We start from the raw sequence: 13,678 nt of genomic DNA on the forward strand, positions 1-13,678 counted from the left end.
CCGTAAACACGAGCACACCCTTGAGGCTGAAAGGATTTTGTCTAACCGGCGCTTTCGCCCATAATCGGGTTTTTCGCGTTTTCGATTGTCCGCAGAGGTCCCATGGAGCAATTTCGTAATATCGGCATCATCGGTCGCCTGGGCAGTTCCCAGGTGCTGGATACCGTCCGCCGACTGAAACGGTTTCTGCTCGATCGTCACCTGCATGTGATCCTCGAAGACACCATCGCCGAAGTCCTGCCGGGCCACGGCCTGCAAACCTCCTCGCGCAAGATGCTCGGCGAAGTCTGCGACATGGTCATCGTCGTCGGCGGTGACGGCAGCCTGCTCGGCGCCGCGCGAGCGCTGGCCAAACACAATATTCCGGTGCTGGGGATCAACCGTGGCAGCCTCGGTTTCCTCACCGATATTCGCCCGGACGAGCTGGAAGTCGAAGTCGCCAAGGTGCTCGACGGCCACTATCTGGTGGAAAACCGCTTCCTGCTGCAAGCCGAAGTGCGCCGCCACGCCGAAGCCATCGGTCAGGGCGATGCGCTCAACGACGTGGTGCTGCACCCCGGCAAATCGACGCGGATGATCGAGTTCGAGCTGTACATCGACGGCCAGTTCGTCTGCAGCCAGAAGGCCGACGGCCTGATCGTCGCCACACCGACCGGTTCCACCGCGTACGCACTGTCTGCCGGCGGGCCGATCATGCATCCCAAACTCGATGCCATTGTGATCGTGCCGATGTACCCCCATATGTTGTCGAGCAGGCCAATTGTGGTCGATGGCAACAGTGAGCTGAAAATCGTCGTGTCGAAAAACATGCAGATTTACCCGCAAGTCTCCTGCGATGGGCAGAACCATTTCACCTGCGCGCCGGGCGACACCATCACCGTCAGCAAAAAAGCGCAGAAGCTGCGGCTGATTCATCCGCTCGATCACAACTACTACGAAGTCTGCCGCACCAAGCTCGGCTGGGGCAGCAAGCTGGGCGGTGGAGGCGACTGATGCTCGATCCCGCACGCAGTTATGACCTGATTGGTGACGTGCACGGATGCGCCCTGACCCTCGAACACTTGCTCGACCGTCTCGGTTATCACAAGCAGGGCGGGGTCTGGCGGCATCCATCGCGCATGGCCGTGTTCGTCGGCGACATCATCGACCGAGGCCCGCGCATTCGCGAAGCGCTGCACATCGTCCACGACATGGTCGAGGCCGGCCAGGCCTTGTGCATCATGGGCAACCACGAATTCAACGCCCTCGGCTGGAGCACGCCGGCGCCGCCGGGCAGCGGCAAGCAGTTCGTCCGCGAACACACGCCGCGTCATGCGCGCCTGCTCCACGAAACCCTGACCCAGTTCGAAGACCATCCCGGCGACTGGCATGATTTCCAGCGCTGGTTTTATGAGTTGCCGCTGTTTGTCGACGCCGGACGCTTCCGGGTCGTGCATGCCTGTTGGGATGCCGGCTTGATCGAGCCGTTGCGCGCGCTGTTCCCCAATGGCTGCATCGATGAGCACTTCCTGCAGGCCTCGGGCGTGCCGGACAGCTTCGCCTGTACCGTGTTCGACCGCTTGCTGCGCGGCACCGACATGCGTCTGCCCGATGGCCTGACCATGACCAGCGGCGACGGTCTGGTGCGCTCGTTCTTCCGCACCAAATTCTGGGAAGACGATCCGAAAACCTACGGCGATATCGTCTTTCAGCCGGATGCACTGCCGGATCCGGTGGCGCAGAAACCGCTGACCTCCAGCGAGAAAAACAGCCTGCTGCGCTACGGCGTCGACGAGCCGTTGCTGTTCGTCGGCCATTACTGGCGCAGCGGCAAACCGGCGCCGATCCGCCCGAACCTCGCGTGCCTGGATTACAGCGCGGTGCTCTACGGCAAACTGGTCGCCTATCGCCTGGATCAGGAAACACGTCTGGATCCGCATAAATTTGTCTGGGTCGATGTCGAGCGGCCGGAGGTGCTGCAATGAGTGCGGTAGCGGTATTGCGTCTGCCGTTGGCAGTCGATCTGAGCGGTTTCGTCAAACTGCTGCAACGCATGCAAGTCCCGCATCGGGTCAGCGAAGAGGCCGGCGAACAGGTGTTGTGGGCGCCGGCGGAAATCAGCGACGACGTGCGCTCGCTGTACGAGCGCTTCCCGGCGGGCGATCCCGATCAGCAAATGGACATCCCCGTCGCGCCGACCTTCAAGCGGCCGAGCTTCGCCGAGCAACTGAAATACGCCAAAGCCACCGGGTTCATCCTGTTGCTGTGCCTGATCGTTGGCGGGCTGACCTACCTTGGTGAAAACCTGCAGACTCTGCGCTGGCTGACCTTCCTCGATTTTCAGGTAGTCGGCGAATACATTCGTTTCACACCGTTGGCTGACAGCCTCGCGGCGGGGCAGTGGTGGCGTCTGGTCACGCCGATGCTGATCCACTTCGGCATCCTCCACCTGGCCATGAACGGCATGTGGTACTGGGAGCTGGGCCGGCGCATCGAATCGCGCCAGGGCAGCATCAACCTGATCGGCCTGACGCTACTGTTCAGTCTGGTGTCCAACTACGCGCAGTTTGTCTGGAGCGGCGCGACCTTGTTCGGCGGCCTGTCCGGCGTACTTTACGGTTTGCTCGGGCATTGCTGGATCTTCCAGCTGCTGGCGCCGAACCCGGCCTATCGCCTGCCGCGCGGCGTGCTGGTGATGATGCTGGTGTGGTTGCTGGTGTGCATGTCGGGGCTGATCTCGATGATCGGTTTCGGCGAAATCGCCAACGCCGCCCACGTCGGCGGGTTACTCATCGGATGCTTCACCGGTTTGTTGGGCGGTTTGTATAACCGCCGTAAACTGGCCGCCTGAATTTTCAGCAGATAAAGAGCACGGAGACCCTGATGTCCTCTTTTAACGACATGATCAACAACATTACCCCGGACATCTACGAGAGCCTGAAACTGGCTGTGGAAATCGGCAAGTGGTCGGACGGTGGCAAGCTCACCGCCGAACAGCGCGAGCTGTCGCTGCAGGCGATGATCGCCTGGGAAATCCAGAACCTGCCTGAAGACCAGCGCACCGGTTACATGGGCCCGCAGGAATGTGCGTCGAAGTCGATCGAAGTGCCGAACATCCTGTTCAAGTCGGATGCCATCCATTGATCGAGATTGGCCGCGGTGCAATCAGCAAAATGTCGGCGCGCCTGGACGGGCCGAACGTGCAATACGCGTTTCGTCTGGATGATGTCGAGGTGCCGGTCAACCCGTTGATCGGCACCACGGTGCGTCTGGAATACCTGGGGGCGATCCACTGCACCCATTGTGGGCGTAAAACCAAGACCAGTTTCAGTCAGGGCTATTGCTACCCGTGCATGACCAAACTGGCGCAGTGCGACCTGTGCATCATGAGCCCGGAGCGTTGCCACTATGACGCCGGCACGTGCCGCGATCCTGCGTGGGGCGAGCAGTTCTGCATGACCGATCATGTGGTTTACCTGTCCAACTCGTCTGGCATCAAGGTTGGCATCACCCGTGCAACGCAACTGCCGACCCGCTGGATCGATCAGGGCGCGTGTCAGGCCTTGCCGATCATGCGCGTGTCGACGCGGCAGCAGTCGGGCTTCGTTGAAGACCTGTTCCGCAGTCAGGTCGCGGATAAAACCAACTGGCGTGCACTGCTCAAGGGCGATGCGGCGGCGGTGGATCTGGCGCAGGTGCGTGACCAGCTATTTGAAAGCTGCGCCGAAGGCCTGCAAGGCCTGCAACAGCGATTCGGCCTACAAGCTATTCAGACGATTGCCGATGTAGAACCTCTCGAAATCCGCTATCCGGTCGAGCAATACCCGGCCAAAATCGTCAGCTTCAACCTGGACAAGAACCCGATTGCCGAAGGCACGCTGCTGGGGATCAAGGGCCAGTACCTGATCTTCGACACCGGCGTGATCAACATTCGCAAGTACACGGCTTATCAGCTCGCCGTGCATCAATAAGGACGCCAGCATGCGCACCGAACAACCGAAGATGATTTACCTGAAGGACTATCAGGCGCCCGAGTACCTGATCGACGAAACACACCTGACCTTCGAGTTGTTCGAGGATCACAGCCTGGTGCACGCGCAGTTGGTGATGCGCCGCAACCCGGCGCGTGGCCCGGGCCTGCCGCCGCTGGTGCTCGATGGCCAGCAGCTGGAATTGCTCTCGGTGACACTGGCCGATCAGGAACTGTCTGACGGCGATTACCAGGTCACCGAAAACCATCTGACTCTGCAGCCGACCAGCGAAACCTTCACCGTCGACACCAGCGTCAAGATCCACCCGGAAACCAACACTGCGCTGGAAGGCCTGTACAAGTCCGGCACAATGTTCTGCACCCAGTGCGAGGCCGAAGGTTTCCGCAAGATCACTTATTACCTCGACCGCCCGGACGTGATGAGCAAGTTCACCACCACCGTGGTCGCCGAACAGCACAGCTATCCGGTGCTGCTCTCCAACGGCAACCCGATTGCCTCGGGCCCGGGCGAAGACGGCCGGCACTGGGCAACCTGGGAAGACCCGTTCATGAAACCGGCGTACCTGTTCGCGCTGGTGGCCGGTGACTTGTGGTGCGTCGAAGACAGCTTCACCACCATGACCAACCGCAACGTCGCACTGCGCATCTACGTCGAGCCGGAAAACATCGACAAGTGCCAGCACGCGATGACCAGCCTGAAGAAGTCGATGCGCTGGGACGAAGAGGTTTACGGTCGAGAGTACGATCTGGACATCTTCATGATCGTCGCCGTCAACGACTTCAACATGGGCGCGATGGAAAACAAAGGCCTTAACATCTTCAACTCCAGCGCAGTTCTGGCCCGCGCCGAAACCGCGACCGACGCCGCGCACCAGCGCGTTGAAGCCATCGTTGCCCACGAATACTTCCACAACTGGTCGGGCAACCGCGTGACCTGCCGCGACTGGTTCCAATTGTCGCTGAAGGAAGGCTTCACCGTATTCCGTGATTCCGGTTTCTCTGCCGACATGAACTCGGCCACGGTCAAGCGCATTCAGGACGTTGCCTATTTGCGTACCCACCAGTTCGCCGAAGATGCAGGTCCCATGGCTCACGCCGTGCGCCCGGACAGCTTCATCGAAATTTCCAACTTCTACACCCTGACCGTGTACGAAAAGGGTTCGGAAGTGGTCGGCATGATCCACACCTTGCTTGGCGCTGAGGGTTTCCGTAAGGGCAGCGATCTGTACTTCGAGCGTCATGACGGTCAAGCGGTGACCTGCGACGATTTCATCAAGGCCATGGAAGATGCCAACGGCGTCGATCTGACCCAGTTCAAACGCTGGTACAGCCAGGCCGGCACGCCGCGTCTGGCAGTGAGCGAGTCTTATGACGCCGCCGCGAAAACCTACAGCCTGACCTTCCGCCAGAGCTGCCCGGAAACTCCGGACAAGGTTGAAAAACTGCCGTTCGTGATCCCGGTCGAACTCGGCCTGCTCGACAGCCAAGGCAACGAGATCGCCCTGCGCCTGAGCGGCGAAGCGTGGGCGCAAGGCACCACCCGCGTGATTTCGGTCACCGAAGCCGAGCAGACCTTCACCTTCGTCGACATCGCCGAACAGCCATTGCCATCGCTGCTGCGCGGTTTCTCGGCGCCGGTGAAACTGAGCTTCCCGTACAACCGCGATCAGTTGATGTTCCTGATGCAGCACGACAGCGACGGCTTCAACCGCTGGGATGCCGGTCAGCAACTGTCGGTGCAAGTGCTGCAAGAACTGATTGGCCAGCAGCAGAAGGGTGAGAGCCTCAAGCTCGACCCGCGTCTGGTCTCGGCGCTGCGCACGGTGCTCTCGGATGAGTCGCTGGATCAAGCGATGGTCGCCGAAATGCTTTCGCTGCCGGGTGAGGCGTACCTCACTGAAATCAGCGAAGTGGCGGACGTCGATGCGATCCATATCGCCCGTGAGTTCGCGCGCAAGCAATTGGCCGAAGGGTTGTTCGAAGCGCTGTGGCTGCGTTATCAAGCCAACCGTGACCTGTCGAAGAAAACCCCGTACGTGGCCGAAGCCGAGCATTTCGCGCGTCGCGCGCTGCAGAACATTGCGCTGTCGTACCTGATGCTCAGCGGCAAGCCGGAAGTACTCGCGGCGGCGCTGGAGCAGTTCGAAACGGCCGACAACATGACCGAGCGCCTGACCGCGCTGGCGGTGTTGGTCAACTCGCCGTTCGAAGAGCAGAAAGCCTTGGCCCTGGCGAGTTTCGCCGATCACTTCAAGGACAACCCGCTGGTCATGGATCAGTGGTTCAGCGTGCAGGCCGGCAGCACCTTGCCGGGCGGTCTGGAGCGCGTGAAGGCGCTGATGCAGCATCCGGCGTTCAACATCAAGAACCCGAACAAGGTGCGTGCGCTGGTTGGCGCGTTTGCCGGGCAGAACCTGATCAACTTCCATGCGGCCGATGGCTCGGGTTATCGCTTCCTCGCGGATCTGGTGATCGAACTGAACGGCTTCAACCCGCAGATCGCTTCGCGCCAATTGGCACCGCTGACCCGCTGGCGCAAATATGACGATGCGCGTCAGGCGCTGATGAAAGGCGAGCTGGAGCGGATTCGGGCGTCGGGGCAGTTGTCTAGCGATGTGTATGAAGTGGTGAGCAAGAGTCTGGCTTGATGGGTCCCTCACCCTAACCCTCTCCCAATGGGAGAGGGGGCTGACCGAGGTGCATGTTCGAGTTACGCCGACCTGAATGATCGAGTCGAACTCGGGTTCGGAGTAGCTTTTTCATACCCTGAGTTCGACTCGATCATTCAGGTCGGTGTTTAGCAAAAGACACCTCACCCCAGCCCTGTCCCACCGGGAGAGGGCTGGGGTGAGGGTAAGGCTTTTTACTTGCTCGGATGCTTGGCCTGCAAATCTTTGGCGGCGGCGAGATGTTTCTCCAGCGCCGGCAGCATTTTCTGCGCAAACGCCTTCAACTCCGTAGCGCCTTTAACCTTGTCATCGGTCACAGTATTGGCTTGTTTCTTGAACAGCTCGATGGTCTCTTCGTGCGCCTTCACCTGATTATTGGCGTAAGCGGCATCGAAGGACTCATCGCGCATGTCGAGGATTTTTTCCTTGGCCTGTTTGACCAGGGTTGTGGTGTCCGGGACTTCGATGTCGTTGGCCTTGGCAATGCTCGCCAGTTCGTCATTGGCCTTGCTGTGATCGGTGATCATCATGTTGGCGAACGCCTTGATGTCAGCCGATTGGCTTTTTTCCAGGGCGAGTCGGCTGGTTTCGATTTCAGCGATACCGCCGGCTGCGGCGTTATCGACGAAGTCATTGTCAGTCGCAGCAAACGCGCTGCCCATGCCGCTGCTCAACGCGACAGCCAAAACCAGATGACGCAGGTTGAATCCGTCCATTGTGTATCTCCACGCAGTTATTGTTGGTGTTAACCAATGGAGGCAATGCGGCGGATAAAGGTTTGATCGCATTTGCGACAGGGCGACGAACGGGCGCCGCTGGTCTGACAGGTGGTCGACAGAACCGTACAACCGAGGCCATTCTGATAACTGGCCAGCGCAATCGGTCGCGTCGGCCAGCCGATCAACTGACGGAGGTGTTCCATGCCGGTGACCCATGATCTGTTACAGGATTTGAAGCTTACGAAGGAAGAGATCCAGCAAAAACGCACCGCGGATCCACATCTGGACGCACTGATCAACAAGTACTCCCAGGCGGACGCCGAAGTAGTCAAGGCCGAGACTGCCACCTCGGATGCTCCCAGCGACGACACGCTGAAAAAACTCAAAGAAAAGCGCTTGCAGGTCAAAGACAAGATCGTTGAACAATTACAGGCGCGAACCTGAGGCCCTGTTGATCCGCCGACCTGCGGTCGCGGATTGACGGGAACGACAGCCACGAGCGGCACCTCGAATGTACAGAGTCTTCCATCCGGCTCATTGCGAGGTGCCTTATGAACGATCCCAAATTCCCCAGTGAAGAGCAGGGCGCATTCGACCCGGTTCCCACGCATCCCGAACCCAACAGCCCGGCGCATACCACGGCCAATCCTGAAGAGCCGGATGAGGATCTGCCTGAAGACGAAGATCCGGACAAGTTCGACAAGTCCAGCAACTGACAGATCGCCATCGCTGGCAAGCCAGCTCCCACAGTGGATTGTGTTGACCACGAATGCTGTGGTCAGCAGACAACCCTGTGGGAGCTGGCTTGCCAGCGATGGCGTCAGTAGGCTCGACACAGATCCAGCAGATTCACTTAAGGGCCGCATCCAACGGCATCCGCGCCATATGTGTGGCCTTCAACGAGCCAAAATACAACCACGCCCCATACTCACGCGCCGTGGTAATCGGCGAGTAATTGCCATTGCTCGCATCCTGCAAATTGGCAATCACCTTGCCATCCAGATCCAGCCCCAGGACAAATCCGCGCTTCTCCACTGGTTTCGGCAATACCGTCAGCGCCCGCACGATCATCTTGCGCACGAACGGGTGCCCGGCCGTACCGTCGAGCAACGCACTGCGCGGCGCATACAACGCCACCCAGAACCGGTTGCTGCAATTGAATGCCAGGTTGTCCGGCAGCCCTGGCAGATTGTCGATGAACAAATCGTGGGTACCAGCTTTCGGCCCGGTCAGCCAGTAACGGCTGATGCGATAGGCGCCGGTTTCGTTGACCAGCACATAGGCGTCGTCCGGGCCGAGGGTGACGCCGTTGGCGAACTCCAGTTTGTCCAGCAACACACTGGTTTTACCGCTCTGAAAGTCGTAGCGCAGCAGACGTCCGTCGCCGCCGTGCTCGATGATCGCCTCACCGTCATGGCCGTAGCCCCAACGGCTGGAGGCATCACTGAAATAGGCGTAATGCCCGGACTTGTCGATGGCCACGTCATCAGTAAAACCGAGGGCCAGACCATTGGCCTCCGTGGTCAAAGGCACCAGCTGACCTTGCGCATCAAGAGACAGCAAGCCCTTGACCCCGTCGGCGATCACCAGCAAGCCGTTCGGATGCCGGGCCAGCCCCAGCGGACGGCCGCCGGTGTCGGCCAGCACTTGACGCTGCTTGCCGTCGAGGCTGGTTCGGATCAGTCGGCCGTCGTGCAGCCCGGTGATCAGGAAGTCACTCTCCAGCAGCAAGGCTTCCGGCCCTTCGATGTCGCTCGGCCCGACCTGCGCTATGGCTTTGAGTTTCTGGTTCTCGGCGTAAATGCCTTCTGTCAGTGAAGGTGCTGGAGGCGGCGTCCAGGCCACGGGTTCGACTTTGGTCGGCATCAACAATAAGAACGCGATGACGATGAGGATCAGCAGCAACAACAGATGCCGTAGCTTCACGCGCTGGCCCTCGCCGAGGCCAGGTGCCGGGCGGCCATGTCGCGCAGCGCCAGCATCGATGCAGCGGATTCGCGCTCGATACGCCGTTTGAGCAGTAAGTGATTGGCGATGCGCATGCCCAAACCGTCGAAACGATAATCCAGCGTGCGCACAAAGCGTGTATCGCTGCCGTCGGCGCTGCACTCATACGTCAGCAGCAATGACAGTCCATGATCGCCTTGCGCCCGCGCGCACCAGCGCCGGCCGGGCAGGTACTCGGTGACTTCCCAGCTCAAATGGCCCGCGCGCCCGCCGGCATGAATGTCCTCTTCGAAGCGTGCGCCGGCATGCAGCGGGCCGTGCGCGCCGTCGATTTTCAGCGACGACGGGTGCCACTCCGGCCAGCGGCTGACACTGGCGGCGTAGGCCAGCACGGCAATCGGGTCGCCTGCGATGTCGATCGTGTGCTGCATACGGGTCATGGGCATTCTCGAATAACTCAAAGGGGCGGTTTCCGGTTCCCGGTAAAGGGTGCCGAACAGGTAGTCCATCAACGGCAGGACGATGTTGAAATTGCGTTCCTGCATGCGCTCGCGGCGGTGATGCAATTCGTGCAAGCGGCGCATCTGACGGATCCACGGCAGGCGGGTCAGCGGGTTGTGCGGTGGCAGGTGTTCGCAGGCGTGGAATATTTCGTAAGTCAGATAACCGAGGACCATGCAGCCGCCGAACAGCCCGGCAACGTTGGCATTTATCTGTGCGATCAGCCACCACAGCGGCAGGGTGATCAGCAGTGTGTGCAGCACGATCAGCCAGGCGGGGAACAGAATCACCCGCCAGTCACGGGCGCTGTTGTAGGTCATATGGCCGGGCGTGAAGAAGCTGTGATGATCGCCCGCGTGCCGGGCGTAGAACATTTTCGCGAAGGTTTTTTTGTGGTGGCCGAGATGGCGATGGACCATGTACACGCCGAAATTGAACAGCAGCAGGGTCAGTGGCACCGTCAGCCATTCCAGCAGATTGACCTGCTGCACGCTGCTCCAGAACGCAGCGATGGCCAGCACGCCGAACAGCAGCACGAACGCGCCGTGCAGCCACGGGTTGTACAGTGGGTGAATGGCCGCGCGGTAGCGGCTGCGAAATGCCTCGGTGGTCTGCCTCACTGCATCACCTGCGGGATTGTTGTTATACCCGGCAGATTAGCCGATCCGGCCGTTTGTGCAGGCCGGACCTCAATGGCACATGCGCCATGATCCGGTGCAAAGCTGCCGCTTCAGCTCAGCGGGTTCCAGCGTTGCGACCAGTCGTCATCGCTGCGGATCACTTCGCGCAGTAGATGGAAGGCTTGTTGCAACGTTGCCGAATCGCGGTCGCGTGAGTAGACAAGATAAGTCGGGTAGCCGAATTCCGGGGCTTTGGTCACTGCTTCGAGGGCGCCGCTTTCCAGGTAAGTGCGCACGACGCGGGTACGGAAGTAGCCGCTGCCACCATGTTCGAGAATGTACTGCAGGGCCAGCGGGCCGAGGTTGAAACTCAGCGCTGCTTTGGCTTTTTCCGGCAGTGCGGCGTCATGCTGGCGGCGGAAGTCCGGGCCCCAGTCGATGTAGACGTAGGGATCGGGACGGTCGGGGGCGCGCACCAGAATCAGTTTTTCTTCCAGCACTTGCTCGACCTGCAAGCCCGGCCAGTATTCCGGTTGGTAGACCAGTGCGGCGTCGAGCACACCGAGTTCCAGTTGGCGCAGCAGGTTTTCGCCGTCGCGGATTTCCATGCGCAGGGCATGCCCTGGAATCTTTTCGCGCAACTCCGCCGCCCAACTCAGCATCAGCGGGTTGCACAGGCTGACTTCGCCACCGATGTGCAGCACGTTGTGATAGCCCTCGGGCAGCGGAAGGTCGCGGCGCGCGGCTTCCCAGGTCTGCACCAGTTGATTGGCGTAGACCACAAAGGCCTCGCCATTGGGCGTCAGTTTCGCCCCGGCGCGGTTACGCACGAACAGCGTGCTGCCTAGCTGACTTTCGAGTTTTTGCACCCGGGCGGTGATCGCCGTTTGCGTGACGAACAGCTTCTGCGCGGCCGCTGCGAGGCTGCCGTGGCGGACGATTTCCAGAAAGGTGCGAGCGAGATCGATGTCCATGGGCGGGCCGGTGTTTGAGGTGGCGGGCATTGTAAAGGCAAAAGCCCCTCACCCTAACCCTCTCCCCGAGGGAGAGGGGACTGACCGAGGTGTCTTTCGTCATACATCGACCTGAAAGACCGAGTCGATTGTGCATTCAGTAGAGATCTTTCAGATCGAGTCGATTATGGATTCAGTTGAGATCGTTCATGTCGGCGAACCTCTACAGCATCCCCCAATCAGTTCCCTCTCCCTCGGGAGAGGGCTAGGGTGAGGGGAAAGCAGTCACCGCCAAAATCAACTGGCGAACTCGGTCAAACGTACCCGCGCCCATTCCTCGATCAACCGCGTCGGCGTGCCACACACCATGCGCTTGTAAAGAAGTTGTGGGCGAGGGGACTGACCTCGGTGTCTTGCGCCATCCATCGACCTGAAAGATCGAGTCGATTATGGATTCAGAGCAAGACTCTCAGGTCGGTGTAAATCCCCAATATCCCCGGATCAGTCCCCTCTCCCTCTGGGAGAGGGCTAGGGTGAGGGAAAATGCAGTCACCGCAAAATCAACTGGCCAACTCAACCGAACGTACCCGCGCCCATTCCTCGATCAACCGCGCCGGCGTGCCACACACCTTGCGCTTGTAGACAAAATTTCGGCACTTCTCGGCAAATTGATTACGGTTGTAAAGCATGTCTTCCTGCATCTCCTGCAACTCGGTTTCGCGGCATTGCTGGATCAATACCTGATCAACCCGCGCCTTGCGCTCACGCACCGCTGCATAGGTTGGATCGCTCACCACACCATTGGCCCGTTGCAACAACCACAGGTCAAACTCGTCCGGGCAGCGCGGGCCGATTTCCTGAACCATGCCCAATTGCCACGCCTGCACCGCGCTCACCGGCTGACACGCCTGGGTCAATTGCTCGGCCATTGCCGGTCCGACGGCGCGGGGCAGGCTGTAAGTCCAGTATTCGGAGCCATACAAACCCATGCTCTTGTAATGCGGATTAAGCACGACATCGGCGCGGGCAAAGACAATGTCGGCCGCCAGCGCAAGCATCACACCACCAGCGCCAGCATTGCCGGTGACACCGCTGACCACCAGTTGCCGGGCCGTCAGCAGTTCTGCGCAAACATCATCGATCGCTTGAATATTCGCCCAGGCTTCGGCACCGGGATCCTGCGCGGCCTGGATCACGTTCAAATGCACGCCGTTGGAAAAACTGCCGCGCCCGCCCTTGATCAACAACACTTGAGTATCACGGGATTTGGCCCAGCGCAGCGCGGCGACCATGCGTTGACACTGCTCGGTGCTCATGGCGCCGTTGTAGAACTCGAAGGTCAACTCACCGACGATGCCGGATTCGCGATAACGGATCGGTTGATACGCTTCGTCACTGAACGGCTGCGTAGCGATCGACCAGTCCAGCACCGGCACGTCGGCCAATTGCTCGGCCAACAGGTGTCGCGCCGGTTGCTTGAAGGTCTCTTCGCCGGGTTGCGGTTTACGCCGCAGTGCGCCGATCCACAGGCTTTGATCTCCGGCGGCGACCAGCACCGCATCGTCATGCACCGCGAGAATCTCGCCGGGCACGCCGCTGCGCGAATCCAGGTGCGCGTCGTACACGTAATACTGCCCGCCGGCCAGGCTCGCCAGCACGCCGGGCTGGCCGTCGGCGGCATCGATGCAGCGTTTGATGAACCGCGCGCAATCGTGCCAGCTGAAACTGCGGTCGACCTGTTTCATGTTCGGCTGCAAGCGCCCGCGCACGTTCGCATCGGCATAGTCGAGGGCAACCGGTTCAAAGCCTTCGATGAATTTTTCCACCACTTCGCGTATGCAGCGAATCGCCGCGTCACTGACCCGACCGTTGTACAGCTCGGATTTTCGCAAACCCGGCGGCAGGTTGAATTCGCAGGTCGCCCACACCGGGCCGGCGTCCATTTCCTCGACGGCCTGCAACGCGGTGACGCCCCAGCTCGGCAGCTCGTTGGTAATCGCCCAGTCGAGGGCACTGGCGCCGCGATCGCCGACGATGCCGGGATGAATGATCACCACCGGGCGCTGGGCATTGCTCCACAGTGCCTCGGGCACACGGTCCTTGAGGAACGGGCAGATCACCAGATCCGCGCCGCTGTGTTCGATCTGCTCGCACACGGTTTGTTCATCGGTAAACAGCACGACGCTCGGCGAGTGCCCGGCCTCGCGCAGTTCCAGCCAGGCACGTTGGGTCAGGCCGTTGAAGGCCGACGACAGCAGAATGATGTTGAGTGGTCGCATGCTTGCTCTTCCTTGAGTGA

General features: G+C 60.2%; 14 protein-coding genes. 8 read left to right on the plus strand and 6 right to left on the minus strand.

Translation table 11 applies throughout. From position 1 onward, the window contains the following. Positions 1-102 precede the first annotated feature (102 nt). The 6 genes from RMV17_RS12155 to pepN are packed head-to-tail and all read left to right on the plus strand — an operon-like array spanning position 103 to position 6,618. Positions 103-993, plus strand: coding sequence for an NAD(+) kinase (locus RMV17_RS12155; protein ID WP_003224174.1), 891 nt, complete (start codon positions 103-105; stop codon positions 991-993). After that, positions 993-1,964 carry a metallophosphoesterase gene (locus tag RMV17_RS12160; protein WP_034152332.1) on the plus strand — a complete coding sequence of 324 codons (972 nt, stop codon included), beginning with the start codon at positions 993-995 and terminating at the stop codon, positions 1,962-1,964. The genes RMV17_RS12155 and RMV17_RS12160 overlap by 1 nt, the downstream gene beginning before the upstream one ends. Beyond that, on the plus strand, positions 1,961-2,830 hold the full coding sequence (locus RMV17_RS12165) for a rhomboid family intramembrane serine protease (protein WP_311886652.1): 870 nt from the start codon (positions 1,961-1,963) through the stop codon (positions 2,828-2,830). Before RMV17_RS12160 ends, RMV17_RS12165 begins: the two co-directional genes overlap by 4 nt. A gap of 32 nt (positions 2,831-2,862) precedes the next feature. Further along, positions 2,863-3,123: a YeaC family protein gene (locus RMV17_RS12170; protein WP_007919229.1), complete on the plus strand. Its 261-nt coding sequence runs from the start codon at positions 2,863-2,865 to the stop codon at positions 3,121-3,123. Then, positions 3,120-3,950, plus strand: coding sequence for a DUF2797 domain-containing protein (locus tag RMV17_RS12175; RefSeq protein WP_108226074.1), 831 nt, complete (start codon positions 3,120-3,122; stop codon positions 3,948-3,950). The genes RMV17_RS12170 and RMV17_RS12175 overlap by 4 nt, the downstream gene beginning before the upstream one ends. 10 nt (positions 3,951-3,960) lie before the next feature. Beyond that, positions 3,961-6,618: an aminopeptidase N gene (gene pepN, locus RMV17_RS12180; RefSeq protein WP_311886653.1), complete on the plus strand. Its 2,658-nt coding sequence runs from the start codon at positions 3,961-3,963 to the stop codon at positions 6,616-6,618. Between the two features lie 215 nt (positions 6,619-6,833). On the opposite strand, the gene RMV17_RS12185 is transcribed toward pepN, so the two are convergent. After that, complete coding sequence (locus RMV17_RS12185) at positions 6,834-7,355, minus strand: DUF4142 domain-containing protein (RefSeq protein ID WP_311886654.1); 522 nt, start codon at positions 7,353-7,355, stop codon at positions 6,834-6,836. A gap of 29 nt (positions 7,356-7,384) precedes the next feature. Continuing rightward, positions 7,385-7,561, minus strand: coding sequence for a hypothetical protein (locus RMV17_RS12190; protein ID WP_155294683.1), 177 nt, complete (start codon positions 7,559-7,561; stop codon positions 7,385-7,387). On the opposite strand from RMV17_RS12190, the gene RMV17_RS12195 reads away from it, so the two are divergent. Together RMV17_RS12195 and RMV17_RS12200 are read left to right on the plus strand one after the other, a co-directional pair. Beyond that, the gene (locus RMV17_RS12195) at positions 7,560-7,802 is read left to right on the plus strand and encodes a YdcH family protein (protein ID WP_016983385.1); all 243 of its coding nucleotides are present in this window, start codon (positions 7,560-7,562) and stop codon (positions 7,800-7,802) included. The two genes, RMV17_RS12190 and RMV17_RS12195, sit on opposite strands and share 2 nt — an antisense overlap. A 107-nt stretch (positions 7,803-7,909) precedes the next feature. Further along, positions 7,910-8,074: a hypothetical protein gene (locus RMV17_RS12200; protein ID WP_007912545.1), complete on the plus strand. Its 165-nt coding sequence runs from the start codon at positions 7,910-7,912 to the stop codon at positions 8,072-8,074. A 133-nt stretch (positions 8,075-8,207) separates the two neighbouring features. Here RMV17_RS12200 and RMV17_RS12205 read toward each other — a convergent pair whose 3' ends face one another. The 4 genes from RMV17_RS12205 to RMV17_RS12220 form a co-directional block, all read right to left on the minus strand. Beyond that, on the minus strand, positions 8,208-9,284 hold the full coding sequence (locus RMV17_RS12205) for an SMP-30/gluconolactonase/LRE family protein (protein ID WP_311886655.1): 1,077 nt from the start codon (positions 9,282-9,284) through the stop codon (positions 8,208-8,210). Continuing rightward, on the minus strand, positions 9,281-10,426 hold the full coding sequence (locus RMV17_RS12210) for an SRPBCC family protein (RefSeq protein ID WP_311886656.1): 1,146 nt from the start codon (positions 10,424-10,426) through the stop codon (positions 9,281-9,283). Before RMV17_RS12210 ends, RMV17_RS12205 begins: the two co-directional genes overlap by 4 nt. A 110-nt stretch (positions 10,427-10,536) precedes the next feature. After that, positions 10,537-11,400 carry a LysR family transcriptional regulator gene (locus tag RMV17_RS12215; protein ID WP_108226151.1) on the minus strand — a complete coding sequence of 288 codons (864 nt, stop codon included), beginning with the start codon at positions 11,398-11,400 and terminating at the stop codon, positions 10,537-10,539. A gap of 539 nt (positions 11,401-11,939) precedes the next feature. Then, the gene (locus RMV17_RS12220) at positions 11,940-13,658 is read right to left on the minus strand and encodes a hydrogenase maturation protein (RefSeq protein WP_311886657.1); all 1,719 of its coding nucleotides are present in this window, start codon (positions 13,656-13,658) and stop codon (positions 11,940-11,942) included. Positions 13,659-13,678: the final 20 nt, after the last annotated feature.

The sequence above is a fragment of the Pseudomonas sp. VD-NE ins genome (assembly GCF_031882575.1).
Classification (GTDB): domain Bacteria; phylum Pseudomonadota; class Gammaproteobacteria; order Pseudomonadales; family Pseudomonadaceae; genus Aquipseudomonas; species Aquipseudomonas fluorescens_BZ.

Coding starts and splice junctions, on each gene's coding strand:
- RMV17_RS12155 (WP_003224174.1), top strand. CDS start 103: ATGGAGCAATTTCGTAATATCGGCATCATCGGTCGCCTGGGCAGTTCC.
- RMV17_RS12160 (WP_034152332.1), top strand. CDS start 993: ATGCTCGATCCCGCACGCAGTTATGACCTGATTGGTGACGTGCACGGA.
- RMV17_RS12165 (WP_311886652.1), top strand. CDS start 1,961: ATGAGTGCGGTAGCGGTATTGCGTCTGCCGTTGGCAGTCGATCTGAGC.
- RMV17_RS12170 (WP_007919229.1), top strand. CDS start 2,863: ATGTCCTCTTTTAACGACATGATCAACAACATTACCCCGGACATCTAC.
- pepN (WP_311886653.1), top strand. CDS start 3,961: ATGCGCACCGAACAACCGAAGATGATTTACCTGAAGGACTATCAGGCG.
- RMV17_RS12185 (WP_311886654.1), bottom strand. CDS start 7,355: ATGGACGGATTCAACCTGCGTCATCTGGTTTTGGCTGTCGCGTTGAGC.
- RMV17_RS12195 (WP_016983385.1), top strand. CDS start 7,560: ATGCCGGTGACCCATGATCTGTTACAGGATTTGAAGCTTACGAAGGAA.
- RMV17_RS12190 (WP_155294683.1), bottom strand. CDS start 7,561: ATGGAACACCTCCGTCAGTTGATCGGCTGGCCGACGCGACCGATTGCG.
- RMV17_RS12200 (WP_007912545.1), top strand. CDS start 7,910: ATGAACGATCCCAAATTCCCCAGTGAAGAGCAGGGCGCATTCGACCCG.
- RMV17_RS12215 (WP_108226151.1), bottom strand. CDS start 11,400: ATGGACATCGATCTCGCTCGCACCTTTCTGGAAATCGTCCGCCACGGC.
- RMV17_RS12220 (WP_311886657.1), bottom strand. CDS start 13,658: ATGCGACCACTCAACATCATTCTGCTGTCGTCGGCCTTCAACGGCCTG.